This is a genomic window from Salinimonas profundi (assembly GCF_014750655.1).
Classification (GTDB): domain Bacteria; phylum Pseudomonadota; class Gammaproteobacteria; order Enterobacterales; family Alteromonadaceae; genus Alteromonas; species Alteromonas profundi_A.
Genome location: NZ_JABBXD010000001.1, coordinates 61,504 through 80,711, shown reverse-complemented (window position 1 = coordinate 80,711; position 19,208 = coordinate 61,504). Strand labels below are relative to the sequence as shown.

The following is a 19,208-nucleotide window of genomic DNA, read 5'->3' as shown; positions in this document are numbered from 1 at the left end:
CTGTTAAGGCCGCTCACGCGGCCTTTTTTATACAAATTCTTACATTAGGTAACACGATGACACAGCGATTAGTTGTAGGATATTTACTCAATATCGCTAATGGCTTACAAAATGAAATTTTCAAACCTGCTAGTTACGACCCTCTGTGCTTTTACATTACACAGTGTGCACGCTAAAGAATCACTGAGTGACACTATCAAACAACAGGATAAAGCGCTGTTTGAAGCATTTAATCAGTGCAATCCGGAAAAATGGCGTCAGTACCTGGCACCAAATATAGAATTTTATCAGGATAATGATGCACCCACTTACAGTCGGGATGAACTTGAACCTTCATTTCTGGATCGCTGCACAGCAGGTAAACAGGCATCACTCATCCGCAGATTCATTCCAGAGGCACATGAAGTGCACCCTATCGAAGGTGTCGGCGCTGTTCAGTTCGGCGCTCACCGATTTCTAATTAAAGAAGGCGCATCTTTTAAAGAAGTAGCCCGCCCACGCTTTGTGCATCTGTGGGAAAAGAAGGACGATAAATGGCAGATAATCCGGGTAATTAGCTACGATCATTAGTAAGCGTTGTCCGCTCTAACACATAACAAATGGTAACCAACATCACGGCTTACGGAGATGAAACATATTTGAGAAGAGAAAAATGAAAACCGTGCGATTCAAAAAGATATTCTGGGGATAAGGAAGTTGGTCGGTGTGAGAGGATTTGAACCTCCGACCCCTGACACCCCATGACAGTGCGCTACCAGGCTGCGCTACACACCGACCGAAAGAGCGGACAAGTGTACTTAAATTTTCTTCGAATGCAATTGCCTGATAGCGTTTTTTAGCTGAATTTAAACTAAACGCTGATTATTTGCGCGTTTTATGCCGGGTTACCACTGCCCGGCTGTTCGTCAGAGTCTATCCGGCTGGCATCAGCGCCCGCCTGGCCTTTGTACTTTGCATCCAGTCGCGCGTTATAAGGCTTTTCGGCAGGCTGCGAAAGTACTTCGAAACTCAGCGCACCGATTTTCATCATTGGTCGCAGCGCCAAAGGCAGCTTACCGCTGTTGAAAAACTCAAGAACGATGTTGCCAGACCAGCCCGGGTCAATGCGATGTGCCGTCACATGCACCATCAGTCCTAAACGCGCTAATGATGAGCGCCCGTCCAGCCAGCCAACAATATTATCCGGCAATGTCACCGACTCATGCGTTACGGCCAGCGCCAGTTCGCCAGGATGCAAAAAAAAGGCTTTTCCATCAGCCAGTTCAATTTCGTCACTCATCACCGAGTTAAGCGCTTCCTGAACCTCGGCTTTTGGTCCACTAAGATCAATATAAGGCGCCTGATGATCTTCAAACACCCTGAATTTGTTTCCTAAGCGAATATCAACCGTCACACCACTGATTTTGTCATAATCAGGTAACGGTGTGATGTTGATTTTTCCTTCCTGCAGATATTGGTAAATATCCCGATCGCACAATCTCATAACGTACTCTCTGCGCTTTATTTAGGCCCGCCATTATGCGGGTAGCGGCCATCTCTCACAAGCGTCAAATCAGCCAGTTCGAAACGATACAATGGACAGCGTATTGACACGCATCACGCGGGTTTAAATGAAATAGGGTCACCTTTAAGATGAGAGTCGTCCTGCGCAGCAGCCACACTGAGTGCCAGACTCATGGACGCTGCCCGGGCAATCTCCCGGTAGGTATTGGCAAGCTCGCTGTCTGGCTGCGTGACCACAAGCGGTGTCCCTGCATCGGCATGCTCGCGGATTTGTGTATTAAGAGGTAAGGCACCCAATAGCGGTAACCCGTATTTTTCCGCCAGGGATTCGCCGCCATATTCAGAAAAAATCGGATCTTTGTGGCCGCACTTCACACACTGGTAGTAACTCATATTTTCCACCAGCCCCAATACCGGCACATCCACCTTATTAAACATGGCGATACCTTTTTGCGCATCAGCCAGTGCCAGGTCCTGCGGTGTAGTGACGATAATTGATGCAGTGACCGGTATTTGCTGGGCCATGGTCAGCTGAATGTCACCGGTTCCCGGCGGTAAATCGATAATCAGATAATCAAGCATTGGCCATAGCGTTTCATCCAGAATTTGCTTTAGCGCACGGCTGGCCATGGGCCCGCGCCACACTGCCGCATCTTCAGCTGGCACAAGATAGCCGATGGAGTTGGCCACCAGCCCCCAGGCTTCTGGCGGCTCCATGTGTTTGTTATCCGCACTTCGCGGGCTGGCATCTTCATTGCCCAGCATAATGGGAATTGAGGGCCCGTAGATATCCGCATCCAGTATGCCCACGCGCGCCCCTTCCTGCTGCAGCGCATAGGCCAGATTCACTGCTGTAGTAGATTTACCTACCCCACCTTTGCCGGAGGCAACGGCAATAATATTTTTGATATTTTTTACCGGTGGCTGTTTAGTTTGCCCGGTATGAATCTGACCAGACACAGTAATATCATCTACTGAAAATTTACTCTGCTGTAGCTGCTCCAGAAGATGCGCTTTTAACTGCGTATGCCGGGTAGCGCAGGCAAAAGGCAGCACAACAGATACCGATGCGCCATCCACCGACACCCAGTCTGTAACCTCAGCCGACTCCAAAGAAAAATACTCTGCCAGCACTTTGCATAAAAAATCCTGAATGGGCTGAGTTTTGCGCCTGAAAAACATGATGTACCTCTAAAGTTCACTGAACAGCAATTACGTAATGCAAAAACGGCTATTTTCAGCTAGTATTTGCAGCCATTTTGAGTAACGGTTAACAACAGTAAAAGTCATTATGTCACAGACCCCTTCGTCTTCAGCATCAGCATCGGCCGAGCAACGTCGTATTCTGGTGACCAGTGCTCTGCCTTATGCTAACGGCTCTATTCACCTGGGCCATTTACTTGAGCATATTCAAACCGATATCTGGACGCGCTTCCAACGACTGCGTGGCCATGAGATTTACAGCGTGTGTGCTGATGATGCACATGGTACGCCTGTTATGCTTAAAGCCCAGGAACTGGGTATTACGCCAGAAGAAATGGTAGAGAAGACCCGTGCTGAGCACCATCAGGATCTGCAGGACTTTTTTGTTGAGTATGACAACTATTATGTGACTCATTCGCCTGAAAACAAGGCAATTTGTGAAGAGATTTACACGCGCCTTGATGATGCCGGTTATATCAGCAAGCGAGTTATCAATCAGTTATACGACCCGCAAAAAGAAATGTTCCTGCCGGATCGGTTTGTAAAAGGTACCTGCCCAAGCTGTGGCGCAGAAGATCAAAATGGCGACAGTTGCGATGTGTGCGGCGCAACGTACAGCCCGACGGAAGTAAAAAACCCAAGAAGTGTGGTCTCCGGAGCTACGCCTGTACTTAAAGAGTCAGAACATTTCTTTTTTGATCTGCCAAAATTTGAAGAGATGCTTAAAGGCTGGATCCGCTCGGGCGCGCTACAGGACGAAATGGCGAACAAGCTGCAGGAGTGGTTCGAAGAAGGTCTGCAGCAATGGGACATCAGTCGCGATGCACCTTACTTCGGCTTCGAAATACCCGGCACAACCAATAAATACTTTTATGTATGGGTGGATGCCCCGGTCGGCTACATGGCCAGCTTCAAAAACTATTGTGATAACCACGATCTGGATTTTGATGCATTCTGGAAAGCTGGCTCTGATACTGAGCTTTATCACTTTATTGGTAAAGATATCACCTATTTCCACTGCCTGTTCTGGCCAGCGATGCTCGAAGGTGCCGGCTACCGTAAGCCCACCGGTGTGAACATTCATGGCTTCGTTACCGTTAACGGCGCCAAGATGTCCAAGTCGCGGGGGACGTTTATCAAAGGGCGCACCTTCCTTGAGCACCTCAACCCTGAGTATCTGCGTTATTACTTTGCTGCAAAGCTGGGCGATGGTGTGTCAGATATCGACCTTAACTTCACCGATTTTGCGCAAAAAGTAAATTCTGATTTGGTGGGTAAAGTGGTGAATATCGCCAGTCGCTGTGCTGGATTTATCACTAAGCGGTTTGATGGCAAGCTGTCTGAAACGGTACTAGATGAAGCCCTACTTCAGCAATTTCACGATGCGTCTGAGCGCATTGCACAGCTTTATGAAAGCAGAAAATATCATCAGGCGGTGCGTGAAATAATGACTCTGGCCGACAAGGCCAACCAGTTCATTGATGCCAATGCCCCCTGGGTGACAATTAAAGAAGAAGGCAAAGAACAGTTTACCCATGATGTATGTTCTCTGGGTATTAATATGTTCCGTATTCTGGTGACCTACCTCAAGCCTATTCTGCCTGTACTGGCACAAAAAGCAGAAAGCTTTTTGAATGATGACCTTAATTGGCAGAGCAGTCAGGAAGTGCTGAAAAACCACGCGATTAATAAATTCAAGCCGATGATGCAACGCGTAGAAATGGAAAAGATTGATAAAATGATTGAAGATTCCAAGGAAAGTCTGGAGGCCGCTGCGCCAGTTAAACCCGCGCAGGAAACGCCTCTGTCTAAAGATCCGGTCAGCGACACCATCAGCTTTGAAGAGTTTGCCAAAATCGATTTACGGGTCGCGCGTATTGCAAACGCTGAGCATGTTGAAGGTGCCGATAAGCTACTACGTCTTGAGTTAGATCTGGGTGGAGAGAAGCGTCAGGTTTTTGCGGGAATTAAATCAGCGTATGATCCGGCCTCACTGATTGGCAAAAATACGGTCATGGTCGCCAACCTCGCACCGCGTAAGATGCGCTTTGGCCTATCAGAAGGGATGGTACTTGCTGCAGGCCCTGGTGGTAAAGAGTTATACATCATGGAGCCGCACGAAGGGGCTCAGCCTGGTATGCGCGTGAAATAATCTGTTTTTCTGAATTAAAAAAAGGCAGCCCCCGGCTGCCTTTTTTATTGGTTCGGAGAACAGCTTTTCAGGTCGCGGATTTACCGGTTTGCACAGCAGGTGTCGCATCAGCTGTCTTGAGGCGCCCCGCATCCTGCCGCTGATACATGCTCGCCCCAACCGGTCTGAATTGTGTACTCAGCTTCCACTTAGGCCGAATAGTTGTCATCGGCCACACGCGCTTTCTGGCGACTAACACATACACAGACGTGCACCAGGGAAGATATCTGGACATTTTTTGCTGCCAGCGCTCCGACAAGCGCCAGCGCGGATGCATAAACAGCGATGAAAATAATAACCGGCGATGTTCGATAACTTCAAAGCCCAGCAAATGTAACCAGTCTTTCACCCGGTGTGCGGAGAAAAAGCGAGCATCGTGCAGCACATTATCTTTTTTCACCGGCAGATACCTTGCCATTCCCGCCAGGCTGTAGGGATTAAAGCCACTGATAATTACAAACCCACTTTGCGTCAGGCAGCGGTCTACCTCACGAAGTATCTGATGCGGATCCTGGGCAAAGTCCAACTCATTTGCCAGTAAAAAGCCATCAATACTGTTTTCTACATAAGGTAAAGCAGTGGATTCGGCGATGACGCCTGCCTGCTCAACAGGACGGGGAGACTGATGAATCTGATGATGAATTGCGCACTGCGAAAGATGGATCTGATTACTCAATGCCCCCAGTTTTACGAAGTGATAGCCAAATATTCGCTGGCTGAAAGCGTCGCATACCGATTCAACTGACTCCCGAAGGGATTCGCCTGCTGGAAGTTCTGACCAACCGGCCGGATACCGGGGCACGTGCTTAATATGTGCCGATTTCATTTTTGCCGTTGATCCATATGGTTGCAGTCACTTATCTAACTTTCTATAGTATCCGAATCATTTCATATCTCAAGCAGGTACGCCATCATGTCTACCATGAACGACACTTTACCATCAGGCCTGCAAGTAACGCCTGTTCGCGCATTTTCAGATAACTATATCTGGTGCATTCACGATACAGAAAATGTTGTGGTTGTTGATCCGGGCGACGCCGATCCGGTACTCGCCTTTTTAAAAGACCGTAATCTGACGTTATCCGCGATTTTGATTACCCATCATCATCACGACCATACTGGTGGCGTGACAAAGCTTATTTCCACCCGCCCTGACATTCCGGTCATCGGCCCTCAGGGAGGCCACATCAGAGGCATTTCCCAAGCGGTTCGAGAAGGCGATGATGTGACTTTAGCGTCTTTGGATCTCACCTTTAAAGTGATTGAAGTGCCCGGCCATACCCTGGATCACATCGCATTTTACGGTCATAACGTTTTATTTTGTGGCGATACGCTATTTAACGGGGGGTGCGGACGCTTGTTTGAGGGCACTGCACAACAGATGCTGACGTCACTGGACAAACTTAAACATTTGCCCGGTACCACCACTGTTTACTGCGCCCATGAATATACCAGCGCTAATTTAGCCTTCGCCGCGGCTGTAGAGCCGGATAATGACGCTATTCGTGAGTATCAGTCTGTCGTCAACGCGTTGCGTGAAGACGATGAACCCACCGTCCCCTGTGCCTTATCAATGCAACTTGATATCAACCCGTTTATGCGTACACAGCATGACTCAGTGGTAACAAGCGCAAGCCGCAAAAGTGATGAACCACTAACTGATGAGGTCAGTGTTTTTGCCGCAATCCGTGAGTGGAAAGATAACTTTTGATGCATTTATAAAACATTGCTATTACAATGTATCGTTCGCTTTAACCGTTTTTCGGTTTACACAGAATGATTAAAGGTGCTCAGTTTTATGCGTCGACAGTGGTTTATCTATTCTTCTATTGCCCTGGCAGTAATGTTAAGTGGTTGCCAGTCAACTGAGTCAGAGAGTCGTAATGAAATTGCTGAGCACAATCAACCTCGCCCCGCTGATGAAAATAGCTGCGAGGTAGGTAATACGCCAATCGACGGTAAGCAGGATTGCGAAATCGCCAAAGACGGGGTGATTGATGTTATCCATCCAAATGATAATCTAACTGTTGACGTAGAGCCTGCCGACAAACAAAAAAAGGTCACCCCCTCTCCCATCGTTATTGATGATGTATGGGCCAGGATTGGTAACCAGTTGTCGTTTACAGTGCCTGATGACAGGCGTGTCGATGTTCAGCGCAACTGGTATCTTAAACATCCGGAGTACATGGCGCGGGTTACCAAACGGGCTCAACCTTTTCTTTTCTATATTACCGAGCAAATAGAATCCCGCGACATGCCGCTGGAACTTGCGCTGCTGCCAATTGTGGAGAGCGCGTTCGATCCGTTCGCTTACTCCCATGGTCGGGCTGCCGGTATGTGGCAGTTTATCCCCGGCACCGCAAAGCGATTTGGTATTCGCCAGTCATGGTGGTACGACGGTCGCCGTGACGTCATCGCCTCTACACAGGGTGCGCTGGATTATCTGACTTATCTGAACGACTATTTTGATGGTAACTGGCTGCATGCACTGGCTGCTTATAACAGTGGTGAAGGACGTGTCAGACGGGCGATTCGCCGAAACCAAAAAGCCGGGAAGCCAACGGACTTCTGGTCACTGGATTTACCCCGGGAAACCCGCGCTTATGTGCCAAAACTACTTGCCCTAGCGGATATTCTTAAAAACAAAGAACGTTACGCCTTCAGTTGGCCGGCAGTGGATAATGTTGCCGTAATTGATATTGTTGATATTGGTTCACAGGTTGACCTGGCATTTGCCGCTGAACTAGCGGATATGGAACTTGAAGCATTACAGGCACTGAATCCCGGATTTAATCGCTGGGCCACGGATCCTGACGGCCCGCATCATCTGATTCTTCCAGCTGATAAAGCTGATAATTTTGCGCAAGAGCTGGCTAACATTGATCGTCAGGAGCGCCTTAATTGGGTACGGCATACTGTTAAGCGTGGCGATAGCTTACTCGCCCTGGCCGATAAGTATCACACTACCGCCAGCATTATCAGACAGGTGAATGATCTCGACAGTAATATGATTCGCATTGGCGACGCTATTATGGTGCCAGTGGCGCTCAAAGAGCTCAATGCGTATGCCCTGTCTCAGGATCAGCGCCTGGCCTCATTGCAAAATACGCAACAGGCTGATCATAAACTGACTCATACCGTAAAATCGGGTGATACCTTCTGGGATCTAAGCCGTAAGTACAAAGTAACTACCCGGGACCTGGCAAAGTGGAATGGCATGGCGCCCAATGATCCGCTTCATCCGGGTAAAGAACTGGTTATCTGGGTTGATCAGGTCAGTGATAGCCAGCACCGTGATGCTGTTATCAAAACGCTGACCTACACTGTCCGGCATGGTGACTCGTTATCCGTAATTGCCAGTAAATTTAACGTGCGTGTCAGTGACATCAAAAAATGGAACGATCTGGCTAAACAACGTTATCTGCAACCAGGTCAGAAACTCAAGCTGTTTGTAGATATCACCAGGCTAAAAAATATAGGGTAAATAAGACGTATGTTAAGGATTAACCGGGAAAATCTAAGAAAGAGTCATCAAGCCCCCTGGTTAATCGTTGATATTTTCATGCTGGTTTTGTTACTGATAAACCTGGCATGGCTGGTGTTTGATACACTGTATTCAACCGCTTCAATGCAAAATCTGCTGTCTGAATACCTGCCGGCTGTTTACCATGGCTACAAGCCGGTACACGAAAACTTTCTGCTCATCGATTTAGTTTTTATCGCCATATTTCTCACTGAGTTCTGTATACGCTGGGTTGTATCAGTAGTAAACAAAGAGCATTTGCGCTGGTATTTTTTTCCCGTTTTACACTGGTATGACATTGTTGGTCTGATCCCTTTAGGCTTCACCCGTCTGTTTCGTTTTCTGCGTATTTTCTCCATCCTGCACCGCTTGCATAAATTTGAAATTATAGATTTAAATCGTACCCGTACTTATCGCTTCTTCGCATTTTATTACGATGTGTTTGTAGAAGAACTCAGTGACCGTATCGTTGTAAAAATACTGGCAGACATCCAGCAGGATGTGAAGAAAGGCTCCCCGCTAATAGATAAGATCACCCGGGAAGTGCTTGCGCCCCGCCGCCCTGTACTCACCCAATGGGTAGCCGGTGTTATGCAGCATATGGGCAGTACCCTGTCAGATAACGATCAGGGCTCGGTCATTCGCGAACATGTAAAACAAAGCGTGGGAAAAGCGGTTAAGAACAATCAGCAATTCAATAATCTGTCTTATTTACCGGTAGTGGGCAAAAGTATTGAGAAAACGCTGGAGCAGACCATCACAGATATCGTTACCGCATCTTTGATAAATCTGCTTAGCGATGTCAGCGATGAACGTATCAATGAGTTTATACAATCGGGCGTACAGGGTTATGCGCCCAAAACTGATGCACTGGATAAAGAAGTATTGCAGGTTGTCGATGAATGTTTTGACCTGGTTAAAGCGCATGTCTCTCAACAGCGCTGGAAAGACCATTTAAGTGGCAAAACGCAAACAATGCCCATGCCTGATGTAAATGAGCATCCGGCTGACCCGGACAAACGTTAATGACTGGCCGGCGTTTAGCATTGCGTATTCCCCCGGTTATTGTATGCATCATTGCTATCGGTCTGCCCTACCTTTACGTAAGACAGCCAGTGTCTCCTGATGCATTTGATCTAATAGTCGCAAGTTTGCTGTTTATCAGCGGCGGCGCCATCGCTGTGCTGGCTGTTGTGCAATTCAGAACCCATCAGACCACCGTTGATCCCAGAGATCCTGCCAAAACATCGTCGTTGATTACTACCGGCGTGTTTCGTTACAGCAGAAACCCGATTTATCTGGCGATGGCTTTGTTAATTGTGGCTAATGGCGTGATACTGAACGACTGGGGTGTGTTGATACTGGCGCTGGTGTTCTGCGCATACATTGAGTATTTTCAGATTCGGCCTGAAGAGCACGCTCTCAGACAGGCATTCGGCGAGGCGTATATCAGATACAGCCAGCGCACACGGCGCTGGCTGGGTGTAAAAGCTACTGACGACGCCAGATAGTTCCGTTTGGCCCATCTTCAAGGACAATCCCTTTTGCCGTGAGCGCGTCACGCGCTTCATCCGCTGCGGCCCAGTCTTTCTGTGCGCGGGCATCGTTACGCTGTTTAATAAGCGCCTCAATCTCTGCAACATCGTCATCACCACCGCCCTGCAAGAAGGTATCCGGATCGGATTCCAGCAACCCGAGTATACCGCCAAGATGTTTTAACACGCCTGCCAGTGTCGCCGCGTCAGGAGAGTCTGCCTCTTGCTTGTTCAGTTCACGGGCTACATCGAACAGCACCGACATTGCCTCAGGCACATTAAGATCGTCGTTCATTGCCTGCTCAAACCGGGCCAGATAGCCGCCTTCATCACCACGTACCTGCTCTGATGCGTTGACACCACGAAGCGCGGTATACAGTCTTTCCAGCGCCGCTCTGGACTGAATAATATTGTCCTGCGTGTAGCTAAGCTGGCTGCGATAATGTGCAGACATCAGGAAGAACCGTAGTGTTTCAGCATCATATTGCTGCAACACATCCCGCAACGTGAAGAAGTTACCCAATGATTTAGACATCTTCTCGTTATCGACCTGCACCATACCCGTGTGCATCCAGGTATTTACATAAGGTGTGTCATAAGCACAGCAGGATTGCGCCACTTCATTCTCATGATGCGGAAACATCAGATCAGAACCGCCGCCATGGATATCAAAATGCTCGCCAAGATGTTTGTGGTTCATCGCTGAACATTCAATGTGCCATCCTGGACGCCCATCGCCCCAGGGGGATGTCCAGAATGGCTCACCCGGCTTTACGCTTTTCCACAACACAAAATCCAGCGGATCGTCTTTGCCGGCCGCAACATCAACGCGGGCCCCGGCATTGAGCTGTTCAAGATTTTGCTTGCTCAGCTTGCCATAATCATCAAATTTACTTACATCAAATAACACGTCGCCACTGTTTGCCTGATACGCATACCCTTTATTTACCAGCGTTTCGATAATGGTAATAATTTCAGGCATATGGGTGGTTACCCGAGGCTCAATATCAGGTAGTAATAAATTTATCGCCGCAAAGTCGTCGTGCATCATGGCGATGGTGCGTTCGGTCAGCGCATCGACAGATTCGTTGTTTTCATTTGCGCGGGCAATAATTTTGTCATCTACGTCAGTGATGTTTCTGACATAGTTAACATCGTAGCCAAGGTGGCGCAGATAGCGCACCAGAATATCAAACGACAAATAGGTTCTGGCATGCCCCATATGGCTCAGGTCATAGACAGTAATTCCACACACATACAAGCCCACCTTACCTTCTTTGAGCGGTACAAAGCGCGCTTTTTCTCGGGTGCGGGTATTGTAAAGGTGTAGCATTTGTCTCAATTCCTGTTCATAAAAATGGGCGCAAAGTTTAGCACTGTCGGCGAGTAAGTCACAGTCTTACTTTACGCGGCGCAGAGTCGATTTATCTTTGCCGGGAATTGGGCTACCATAACCTGATTCTGATTTTTTTTACAAAGGCACACACATGGTAACGTTAAAGACTAATTTCGGTGATATTAAACTTGAGCTGTTTGAAGATAAAGCTCCAAAAACGGTTGAGAATTTCATCAGCTATGTCAAAGACGGCTTTTATGACAATACAATTTTTCACCGTGTCATTGACGGCTTTATGGTTCAGGGCGGTGGCTTTACCGAAGACATGGACCAGAAAAAAACAAACGCGCCAATTGAAAACGAGGCAAACAATGGCGTAGCCAATGAAAAAGGCACCGTGGCTATGGCCCGTACCAACGATCCACACTCTGCCACCTCACAGTTTTTCATCAATGTGAAAGATAATGACTTTCTTAACTTTACCAGCGAATCAGTGAATGGCTGGGGCTACTGTGCATTTGCCAAAGTGGTCGAGGGCATGGACGTTGTAGAGAAAATTAAGGATGTGCGAACAGGCAGCCATGGTTTTCATCAGGACGTGCCAGTTGAACCTGTCATCATTGAAAAAGCTGAATTGAGCTGATTCTTTGCTTTGAAAATATCGGGCAGTCTGACTGCCCGCTCATTAACCGTGTGTTTCCTGCCTGATGTCTATCACCTACTTTATTGCTGACCTGCACCTTGCTGCTGAACGTCCTGATATTACCGACTGTTTATTTCGTTTCCTGGCTGAGGAAGCCCCTGATGCTGATGCCTTGTATGTATTAGGCGACTTGTTTGAGGTATGGATCGGCGACGATAACGTTACGCCATTTAACGAATCAGTTGCCAGCGCATTTAAGACGGTAAGCCACACTGTGCCGATATTTTTTATTCACGGTAATCGCGACTTTGCCCTCCGACAATCCTGGGCTGATAAAGCAGGCATGACTATTTTGTCTGAGCAAACCGTGATTGATTTGTATGGAATACCGACACTCATCGCACATGGTGACGAATTGTGTACACGTGATGTGGCGTACCAGAAGTTTCGTAAAAAATCGCGCAGTTGGTGGTGGCCCCGACTAATGCTGGCAATGCCACTTTGGTTTCGGCGTCGTGTTGCTGAAAACGGCCGAAAAGAAAGCCGTGAAAATCAAAAGCATTTGCGTCAGGACATTATGGATGTCACCCCGGATGAAGTTGTCAGGGTAATGACACAGCATAATGTTCAGCAGTTAATTCACGGGCATACGCACCGACCTGCTATTCACTCTCTACAGGTTAATGGCCAGCCTGCTAAACGTATTGTTCTGGGGGATTGGTACGATCAAGGGTCAGTGTTAAAAGTGTCGCCTGACAGTATCGATTTACAACAAAGAGATTTTTCCGGCTAACCAGTAAAGAAATCGAAACGAGTCCGGGCGGTCTCTTATCTGGTAAGACTGGCTCGACATGCAATATATGCTATATATAGAATCTGGTTGTTCGTTCTGGCTTCTACAATGGCTGAATTACTGATTGCCGCCAGCCCTCTGTTTGCACTCGCGATAATGCTTGTGGTGGTGATTTTTGCCGCTGAAATCATCGCCGCGTTTTACAAAACCAGTGTGTTAGGTCTGTACAAAACCCCTGAACACTATCCTTTTACTGCTAAAAAGCGCTTCTACCCTTCTGGCACAGTGACGCTGCGCTGGTTTGGCTTACATCATTTGCCTTTTATGTTGTGGCTGGCGATGTTTTTGAGTCTTTTTGCCGTTGTAGTGTTGTCAATTACTGCCGTAAGTCTGTGGTTAGGCCTGCCGCCTGCTTCATTATTTCTGTTAAGTATAATCAGCGTTGCTTTAACCAGTTTTCTCAGCCACTTCAGTACGTTGTGGCTTGCTTCAGTATTATATCACCGCGCTGACCAAAACACGGTGCAAAAGCTTATTGGTGCTCGGGCAATGGTAACCATGGACGCCGGTTATCTTGCACACCCCACTGAAGCCAGACTACTGACAAAAACCGACGAGCCTGCTTACATACTGGTGGAGCCCTGTGACGAAAATGACGTGCTTAAATCAGGCGATGTAGTGACCCTGGTCCGCATCAAGCGCGGACATTGGCTGGTACAGCGTATTTAGTTGTTCTCTTCTTGTCGCTCTCTGGCATCTTCTTGTTGTGCCTCGAGCTGCTCCTGATGTGCTTCAAGCCGTTCCTGCAACGCCTGCTCCTGCTGAATCAGTTTTTTTGCCCGCAGGTTTTTATGAAGATCTGAATTTATGTAGGTGTAGAGAAATAACAGCAAGATAATAGGCGTAAAAACCAGCACCATGATCCACTCAAGTGAATTATACCCCCAACGACGCGCCGCGACAGACTCTGTCTTACACCGCTTGCGCAGTGTATTAAGCCGGGCGTGTAAAAACATAAAAATGATGATCGAGCCCACAGATACCAGCACCCGATAAACCGTCTCAACCTCTACCACGCTGACGATAGCAAAGAACAAGCCGCAGGAGAAAAACAGGATCATCCACAGATAATCAAAAAAAGCAGGCCATCTTCTTATATTCAGCCTTTTCTCTGCACGTCGCAAATAGACGAAAAAGCGCTTGAGCGCGATTGGCTGAACAATAAAAACCAGCGGTACCAGCGACCAGAGAAACGGGGTTATCTCATCATCGTCAGTGATTCGGCGAATGTCCCGCGTAGCCAGGAAAAACCAGACGGGCAGATACAACCCGGCGGTACAGAAGACCAGCAAACCTTCCAGCAAACTGAATCTGACAGGGGCTGTTACATAAGGTGCACTCGCTTCATGTTGCGTGTTAGCCATACTTCGCCGATTCCTCAATTAAGAAGCTAATTACCTGGTTTAATCGCTATTGATTAAAACGGGTTAATGGGTGAATAGTAAAAAAACCACTAACCAGTTCAGTTATATAGCAAATTAGCTGCGTCGTAACTGTATTTTATGCCGACACCGGCACCCCGCTATGAAACTTAAAGTCATCATCTGCCTCAGTAATTAAGCGCGCTTCAGCCTCACCGAAAAACGCAATTCGCTGACTGATGTCTTCCTTCGCTATCATGCGGGCAAGTTTCAGGTAGTCCTCAAAGTGGCGCGCTTCTGAGCGTAACAATGAGACATAGAACTGCCCTAAATGTTCATCGACCAGAGGCGCCAGTACCGCAAAGCGCTCACACGAGCGAGCCTCAATGTAGGCACCACAAATCAGCTTATCCACCAATGCCTGCGGTTCATAGGTACGCACATGCCTTAGCAACCCCTTCGCATAGCGGCTGGATGTGACATTTTCATATTCCATGCCGTAATCCTGCATAATCTGGAGGACCTGAGAAAAATGATGCAACTCTTCTTTAATCAACAGCACCATCTTATCAATGAGATCCTGGCCATACGGTGAGTCTGAGCGCGGTAACATCGTTTTCTTCAAACTGGCTGTTTGTGCCAGCGCCTGCCAGTCACCCTTTTGCCGGTAGACAAAATCTTCGTAAGGCTTAAGCCATTGCAATAATGCCTGGGCGCTTTCCTCATCCACCGCATAGCGCCGAATCAGATACATGGCCGACTGCGCCGCTTTTAACTCACAGATTAGATGATCTGTGAGTACGACACGTAAGTTTTCGGGTCGCTGCGCTTCACGAACCCATTCGGTGGGGGTTTCTGCCTGTAAGAACGCCTGAACGGGAGCAAGTAAGGAAGAATCAAACACAATAACAACGCCTGTTCGATTAAAAGAAATAGTTAGGCCGCAATACTACCACAGGCCAGTATTCCTGCGCTATTAGCATACCGGCTGGCTCACTTTGAACGTAGCGATGACCCGAACCGTCTGTTGCAACGTTTTGATTACTCATACGGTCATGAGTTTCTCAGTGGGGTAAGGATTTGGCTACAGCAACCAGCACGTCAGGCAAAAAAATCATTCTGGTCACCGGTGCCTCCGGCTCTGTGGGGAGTGCGATATGCGAAACGCTCAACACCGACTATCATCTGATAGGACTGGATGTGGTAACAGCAGACAGCGCCGATGAAAGTTACGAATGCGACTTTACGTCCAAAGATTCAATTGCGCTGGCCATGCAGAAAATTGCTGACAAGCACGGCAAGAATATCGCCAGCGTCATTCATCTTGCGGCTTATTTCGATTTTACCGGTGAAGCGAATCCGCTCTACGATGAACTCAACGTGCAGGGAACAGCCGACTTTCTGGACATTCTTCAGGACTTTACCGTTGAGCACTTTTTCTATGCCTCTACCATGCTGGTGCATGAAGCGGGAGTTCCCGGGCAAAAAATTAACGAGGATACCCCATTAGCACCCGGATGGGCTTATCCAGAATCTAAAGCAAATGCCGAGGCAGCGGTGCGCGAACACCATGGACACATCCCCTACTCGCTGCTTCGACTGGCAGGGCTCTATGACGAAAATACCGCCGTCCCAACACTTAGCTATCAGATTGCCAGAATCTATGAGCGGCAATTAAAAAGCTGGATTTATTCGGGCGACAAAATGGCCGGTCAGGCGTTTTTGCATAAAGACGACATGGTCAGTTTATTTGCAACGCTGGTTGCCAAACGACAATCGCTGCCAGAAGACAATGTATTGCTGGCCGGTGAAGACAGCGTCATGGGCTATCAGGCTTTGCAAAACCGTATCGGTCACCTTATTTACGGTGAGAAAGAATGGGAAACCATTACGGTGCCGGAATTTATCGCAAAGCCCGGCGCCTGGCTGGAGGAAAAGACCGAACCTGTGGTGCCCGATGCCTTCGACCATGGCGAAAAGCCGTTTATCAAACCGTTTATGATTGACTTGTCCAGCGACCATTACGATTTAGATATCTCCCGTGTTAAAAAACAGATTGGCTGGGCACCGCAACATGCAATCTACGATGAGCTTGCCAACCTGATTGGCAATCTGAAAAACGATCCGCCCGCCTGGTATGAAGCCAATGGCATCACCATGCCTGACTGGATGCAGACTTCTACAGAAAAAAATGTCAACGCCAATACCATTCGCGAGAAACATGAAGCGCATTACAAAGCCAGCCATAACAACTTTATCTGGGCGCATTTTCTGAATATCGGTCTGGCTTTCTGGCTGATTACTGCCCCCTTTCTGCTGGGATATGAAAGTCAGGGAATGATAATCAGTGATATGGCATCGGGGGGCGCGCTTTTTGTCTTTGGGTGTCTGAGTTTGTCCTGGCGTATGAGCCTTGCCCGCTGGGCCGCCGCTGCTGTGGGATTATGGGTGTTAACTGCCCCGCTGGTATTCTGGGCTCCCACCGCGGCAGCGTATCTCAACGGGACAATAGTAGGCATGTTGATCATCGGCTTTGCCGTATGCTCGCGACCCACACCGGGGGTCTCGCTGGTTGCCGCTGAAACAGGCCCGAATGTCCCGCCGGGCTGGGATTTTAACCCGTCAAGCTGGGTGCAGCGCATGCCCATCATCTTATTGGCATTTGTCGGCTTTTTTATCTCCAGATATCTTTGCGCCTACCAGTTGGGACATATCGATGCAGTCTGGGAGCCCTTCTTTGCAGGCGCCGCGGGCGATCCCAAAAATGGAACGGAAGAAATAATTACCTCTGAAGTCTCAGAAGCGTGGCCGGTGCCCGATGCTGGGTTAGGCGCCCTGACTTACGCCCTTGAAATTCTCACCGGGCTGATGGGCTCGACCCGCCGCTGGCGGACGATGCCCTGGCTGGTGATGTTGTTCGGCATTATGATCGTACCCCTGGGCGCGGTTTCTATCTTTTTTATTATCATTCAGCCAATTGTAATCGGCACCTGGTGCACGCTGTGTCTGATTGGTGCGGCTGCTATGCTGATTCAGATCCCCTACTCACTGGATGAGCTTGTAGCAACCACCGAGTTTTTGTGGCGCAGGAAGAAACAGGGGCGGCCGCTGTTACGCATTTTCTTTACCGGCGACACTGATGAGGGTAAATGGCAGGGTGACGAACGCGAGTTTGAGCGAGGCCCGTTTGTTGTCCTCAAAGATATGGTCGCCGGGGGTGTCACTCTGCCCTGGAATCTTGCTTTGTGTATACCTATTGGCCTGTGGCTGATGTTCACGCGCATAACACTGGATACTTCTGGTGGCATGGCCAATGCCGATCATATTGTGGGGGCACTGGCCTTAACCGTTGTCATCACGGCCACAGCTGAATCAGGGCGGGCAGCGCGCTACGGGCTTATCCCTCTGGGCATTGGCTTAATGGCCGCGCCATTTTTATACGAGGCAAGTACACTATCGATGATATCCAGCCTTATATGCGGGCCGCTGCTTATCGCGCTTAGCCTGCGCAAAGGTTCAATTTCCTGCCGTTATGGAAAATGGGAAAAGGTCATCGTATAACGCTGAGCCATCAGATGGTGCGGGTTTTTACTCGCCTACTGAGCGTTAATGTTGCAATCTGTATATTTTTTATACTTTTCTATTGACTCTTACGGTGGTTAGGCGATAGGTTAATTGTTAACCATTTGTAAACGATTGCCGTAGGTCCACGCTATGATCCTAAATCACTTGTTAGGCATTTATACGCATCCCAGAGAAGAATGGGCGACAATAGACAGAAAGCATGAAAACTGTGTGTATGCATTAAGCCATATTCTGGTCATTGCGCTAATACCCTCGCTGGTGACGTATTATTCGGCCACACAATTAGGCTGGAAAATAGGTGCAGGTGATACGATCCGCCTCACCGAACAAAGCGCGGTTTTTGTCAGTATCGGACTTTATATCGGTCTGTTTCTTGGCGTGCTGGCTCTGTCGCTGCTTATTCGGGAACTGGCAGCCATTTTTGATGCAAAACCTACCTGGACCCAGTCACTCGAATTGGCGGCCTACACGGCAACCCCGCTATTCATGGTGGGATTTGCCGGGCTTTACCCGCAGCTTTGGTTTGTAATGAGTGTCGGGCTTGTAGGGCTGTCGTATTCAGTGTATCTATTGTATGCCGGCGTCCCCATCATCATGCATATTCCAGAAGAAAAAGGGTTTATCTACGCCAGCTCGGTGATCACCTGCGGACTTGTGTTACTCAGTATACTAATGGCGGCCACTATCATTGCCTGGGGCTCAGGCTTCGGGCCACAGTTTTTACATTAAATTCAGGCCCGGTGCTTTCTGTCGGGCTTCCCTTTAAGATAGTGAGATGTAAATACCTTAAAATAGTTGTCCAGTGCTAACGCACTTTCCTGTTCACCCGCCAACTGAAAAATTTTGACTGCAACCTGTGCGGTACACAACTGATAATCGTGCGCGGCTTCCCGCAATACATAATCATTTTGCTCAGCTGTACTAATACTTAAAACAGGGAGACATTGCAGATAATCACTTTTCCTGAACATCCGCTTTGCTTCACGCCATGTCCCATCTAAAAAAATGAACAGCGGCTTTCTGGTTGACGGTTTTACCTGGTTCACACACCTTTCCATCGGCGCGTACTCGTGAGGGAAGATCAGATAAGGCTGGTAAGAAGTATCGGCCAGCAAGCGCAGTAATTCAGGCTGCGCCTGCGTGCGGCACCACTTATAGGCGTAATTTTCAGGAACGACATCGGCAATCAGGCGACCTGTGTTGGAGGGTTTATAGTATTCTCCCTGCGCCATTAATAAAACCACAGCACATGTTCCCACCGCGTCCGGCTTCTGGTCACATATACAATGTGGTTTTGGTAACAGGCACGATTCACACCTGATGACCCGACTGCCTCTTGTCACAAAAGGCTTTGTCGAGCCAGACAGCTCTTTGTCGCGAAGTGCCATAACGGCGTTACAAGAAGTGTTCAACCAGCTCTTCCTTATCACAAAACCCAATGCAGGATTAAAAAAGCCGCGCTGGGCGCGGCTTTT

General features: G+C 48.4%; 19 protein-coding genes and 1 tRNA gene. 11 read left to right on the top strand and 9 right to left on the bottom strand.

All coding sequences use genetic code 11. The annotated features are described in order from the left end of the window. Positions 1–111: 111 nt before the first annotated feature. The gene (locus HHX48_RS00330) at positions 112–570 is read left to right on the top strand and encodes a nuclear transport factor 2 family protein (RefSeq protein ID WP_191021658.1); all 459 of its coding nucleotides are present in this window, start codon (positions 112–114) and stop codon (positions 568–570) included. Positions 571–697: 127 nt separating this feature from the next. Here HHX48_RS00330 and HHX48_RS00325 read toward each other — a convergent pair. From HHX48_RS00325 to apbC, 3 genes are all read right to left on the bottom strand, one after another. Then, a tRNA-Pro gene (locus HHX48_RS00325) sits at positions 698–774 on the bottom strand. A 100-nt stretch (positions 775–874) separates the two neighbouring features. After that, on the bottom strand, positions 875–1,483 hold the full coding sequence (gene dcd, locus HHX48_RS00320) for a dCTP deaminase (RefSeq protein ID WP_191021657.1): 609 nt from the start codon (positions 1,481–1,483) through the stop codon (positions 875–877). A gap of 113 nt (positions 1,484–1,596) precedes the next feature. After that, the gene (gene apbC / locus HHX48_RS00315; RefSeq protein ID WP_191021656.1) at positions 1,597–2,685 is read right to left on the bottom strand and encodes an iron-sulfur cluster carrier protein ApbC; all 1,089 of its coding nucleotides are present in this window, start codon (positions 2,683–2,685) and stop codon (positions 1,597–1,599) included. Between the two features lie 109 nt (positions 2,686–2,794). On the opposite strand from apbC, the gene metG reads away from it, so the two are divergent. Further along, the gene (gene metG, locus HHX48_RS00310) at positions 2,795–4,858 is read left to right on the top strand and encodes a methionine--tRNA ligase (RefSeq protein WP_191021655.1); all 2,064 of its coding nucleotides are present in this window, start codon (positions 2,795–2,797) and stop codon (positions 4,856–4,858) included. Positions 4,859–4,925: 67 nt separating this feature from the next. On the opposite strand, the gene HHX48_RS00305 is transcribed toward metG, so the two are convergent. Then, a complete protein-coding gene (locus tag HHX48_RS00305) occupies positions 4,926–5,723 on the bottom strand; it encodes a methyltransferase domain-containing protein (protein ID WP_191021654.1) in 798 nt (265 codons plus the stop codon). 87 nt (positions 5,724–5,810) lie between these two features. Here HHX48_RS00305 and gloB point away from each other — a divergent pair, with 87 nt between their 5' ends. The 4 genes from gloB (at position 5,811) to HHX48_RS00285 (ending at position 9,931) form a co-directional block, all read left to right on the top strand. Next, entirely contained in the window at positions 5,811–6,608 is a 798-nt protein-coding gene (gene gloB, locus HHX48_RS00300) for a hydroxyacylglutathione hydrolase (protein WP_191021653.1), read from the top strand. A gap of 87 nt (positions 6,609–6,695) precedes the next feature. Further along, the gene (locus HHX48_RS00295; protein ID WP_191021652.1) at positions 6,696–8,381 is read left to right on the top strand and encodes a lytic transglycosylase; all 1,686 of its coding nucleotides are present in this window, start codon (positions 6,696–6,698) and stop codon (positions 8,379–8,381) included. A 9-nt stretch (positions 8,382–8,390) separates the two neighbouring features. Further along, complete coding sequence (locus HHX48_RS00290; protein ID WP_191021651.1) at positions 8,391–9,446, top strand: ion transporter; 1,056 nt, start codon at positions 8,391–8,393, stop codon at positions 9,444–9,446. Then, positions 9,446–9,931, top strand: a complete 486-nt coding sequence (locus HHX48_RS00285) for a methyltransferase family protein (RefSeq protein WP_191021650.1) — start codon at positions 9,446–9,448, stop codon at positions 9,929–9,931. The genes HHX48_RS00290 and HHX48_RS00285 overlap by 1 nt, the downstream gene beginning before the upstream one ends. Here HHX48_RS00285 and cysS read toward each other — a convergent pair. After that, complete coding sequence (cysS, locus tag HHX48_RS00280) at positions 9,912–11,288, bottom strand: cysteine--tRNA ligase (protein WP_191021649.1); 1,377 nt, start codon at positions 11,286–11,288, stop codon at positions 9,912–9,914. The genes HHX48_RS00285 and cysS overlap by 20 nt on opposite strands. Positions 11,289–11,442: 154 nt before the next feature. Here cysS and HHX48_RS00275 point away from each other — a divergent pair, with 154 nt between their 5' ends. The 3 genes from HHX48_RS00275 to HHX48_RS00265 all read left to right on the top strand — a co-directional run bounded on the left by HHX48_RS00275 (position 11,443) and on the right by HHX48_RS00265 (position 13,456). Beyond that, positions 11,443–11,934 (top strand): peptidylprolyl isomerase, encoded by a 492-nt coding sequence (locus HHX48_RS00275; protein WP_191021648.1) that lies wholly within the window; start codon positions 11,443–11,445, stop codon positions 11,932–11,934. Positions 11,935–11,998: 64 nt separating this feature from the next. Then, positions 11,999–12,727: a UDP-2,3-diacylglucosamine diphosphatase gene (gene lpxH / locus HHX48_RS00270; protein WP_191021647.1), complete on the top strand. Its 729-nt coding sequence runs from the start codon at positions 11,999–12,001 to the stop codon at positions 12,725–12,727. Positions 12,728–12,835: 108 nt separating this feature from the next. Then, positions 12,836–13,456 (top strand): OB-fold-containig protein, encoded by a 621-nt coding sequence (locus HHX48_RS00265; RefSeq protein ID WP_191021646.1) that lies wholly within the window; start codon positions 12,836–12,838, stop codon positions 13,454–13,456. Here the strand turns inward: HHX48_RS00265 and HHX48_RS00260 are convergent. The 3 genes from HHX48_RS00260 to HHX48_RS18880 form a co-directional block, all read right to left on the bottom strand. Then, positions 13,453–14,151 (bottom strand): hypothetical protein, encoded by a 699-nt coding sequence (locus tag HHX48_RS00260; protein ID WP_191021645.1) that lies wholly within the window; start codon positions 14,149–14,151, stop codon positions 13,453–13,455. The genes HHX48_RS00265 and HHX48_RS00260 overlap by 4 nt on opposite strands. A gap of 136 nt (positions 14,152–14,287) precedes the next feature. After that, positions 14,288–15,052, bottom strand: a complete 765-nt coding sequence (gene miaE / locus HHX48_RS00255) for a tRNA isopentenyl-2-thiomethyl-A-37 hydroxylase MiaE (protein WP_191021644.1) — start codon at positions 15,050–15,052, stop codon at positions 14,288–14,290. A 19-nt stretch (positions 15,053–15,071) separates the two neighbouring features. Then, entirely contained in the window at positions 15,072–15,197 is a 126-nt protein-coding gene (locus HHX48_RS18880; protein WP_263406902.1) for a hypothetical protein, read from the bottom strand. Positions 15,198–15,228: 31 nt separating this feature from the next. Between HHX48_RS18880 and HHX48_RS00250 the strand changes: the two genes are divergently transcribed. Both HHX48_RS00250 and HHX48_RS00245 read left to right on the top strand, forming a co-directional pair. Further along, positions 15,229–17,709 carry a vitamin K epoxide reductase family protein gene (locus HHX48_RS00250; protein WP_191021643.1) on the top strand — a complete coding sequence of 827 codons (2,481 nt, stop codon included), beginning with the start codon at positions 15,229–15,231 and terminating at the stop codon, positions 17,707–17,709. Between the two features lie 153 nt (positions 17,710–17,862). Beyond that, the gene (locus HHX48_RS00245) at positions 17,863–18,462 is read left to right on the top strand and encodes a Yip1 family protein (protein ID WP_191021642.1); all 600 of its coding nucleotides are present in this window, start codon (positions 17,863–17,865) and stop codon (positions 18,460–18,462) included. A gap of 2 nt (positions 18,463–18,464) precedes the next feature. Here HHX48_RS00245 and HHX48_RS00240 read toward each other — a convergent pair whose 3' ends face one another. Continuing rightward, complete coding sequence (locus HHX48_RS00240; RefSeq protein ID WP_191022558.1) at positions 18,465–19,121, bottom strand: tRNA-uridine aminocarboxypropyltransferase; 657 nt, start codon at positions 19,119–19,121, stop codon at positions 18,465–18,467. Between the last annotated feature and the right edge of the window lie 87 nt (positions 19,122–19,208).

Bases quoted from the DNA above. Each gene is read 5' to 3' on its own strand.
- HHX48_RS00330 (WP_191021658.1), top strand. From the start codon at position 112: ATGAAATTTTCAAACCTGCTAGTTACGACCCTCTGTGCTTTTACATTA.
- dcd (WP_191021657.1), bottom strand. From the start codon at position 1,483: ATGAGATTGTGCGATCGGGATATTTACCAATATCTGCAGGAAGGAAAA.
- apbC (WP_191021656.1), bottom strand. From the start codon at position 2,685: ATGTTTTTCAGGCGCAAAACTCAGCCCATTCAGGATTTTTTATGCAAA.
- metG (WP_191021655.1), top strand. From the start codon at position 2,795: ATGTCACAGACCCCTTCGTCTTCAGCATCAGCATCGGCCGAGCAACGT.
- HHX48_RS00305 (WP_191021654.1), bottom strand. From the start codon at position 5,723: ATGAAATCGGCACATATTAAGCACGTGCCCCGGTATCCGGCCGGTTGG.
- gloB (WP_191021653.1), top strand. From the start codon at position 5,811: ATGTCTACCATGAACGACACTTTACCATCAGGCCTGCAAGTAACGCCT.
- HHX48_RS00295 (WP_191021652.1), top strand. From the start codon at position 6,696: ATGCGTCGACAGTGGTTTATCTATTCTTCTATTGCCCTGGCAGTAATG.
- HHX48_RS00290 (WP_191021651.1), top strand. From the start codon at position 8,391: ATGTTAAGGATTAACCGGGAAAATCTAAGAAAGAGTCATCAAGCCCCC.
- HHX48_RS00285 (WP_191021650.1), top strand. From the start codon at position 9,446: ATGACTGGCCGGCGTTTAGCATTGCGTATTCCCCCGGTTATTGTATGC.
- cysS (WP_191021649.1), bottom strand. From the start codon at position 11,288: ATGCTACACCTTTACAATACCCGCACCCGAGAAAAAGCGCGCTTTGTA.
- HHX48_RS00275 (WP_191021648.1), top strand. From the start codon at position 11,443: ATGGTAACGTTAAAGACTAATTTCGGTGATATTAAACTTGAGCTGTTT.
- lpxH (WP_191021647.1), top strand. From the start codon at position 11,999: ATGTCTATCACCTACTTTATTGCTGACCTGCACCTTGCTGCTGAACGT.
- HHX48_RS00265 (WP_191021646.1), top strand. From the start codon at position 12,836: ATGGCTGAATTACTGATTGCCGCCAGCCCTCTGTTTGCACTCGCGATA.
- HHX48_RS00260 (WP_191021645.1), bottom strand. From the start codon at position 14,151: ATGGCTAACACGCAACATGAAGCGAGTGCACCTTATGTAACAGCCCCT.
- HHX48_RS18880 (WP_263406902.1), bottom strand. From the start codon at position 15,197: ATGAGTAATCAAAACGTTGCAACAGACGGTTCGGGTCATCGCTACGTT.
- HHX48_RS00245 (WP_191021642.1), top strand. From the start codon at position 17,863: ATGATCCTAAATCACTTGTTAGGCATTTATACGCATCCCAGAGAAGAA.
- HHX48_RS00240 (WP_191022558.1), bottom strand. From the start codon at position 19,121: ATGGCACTTCGCGACAAAGAGCTGTCTGGCTCGACAAAGCCTTTTGTG.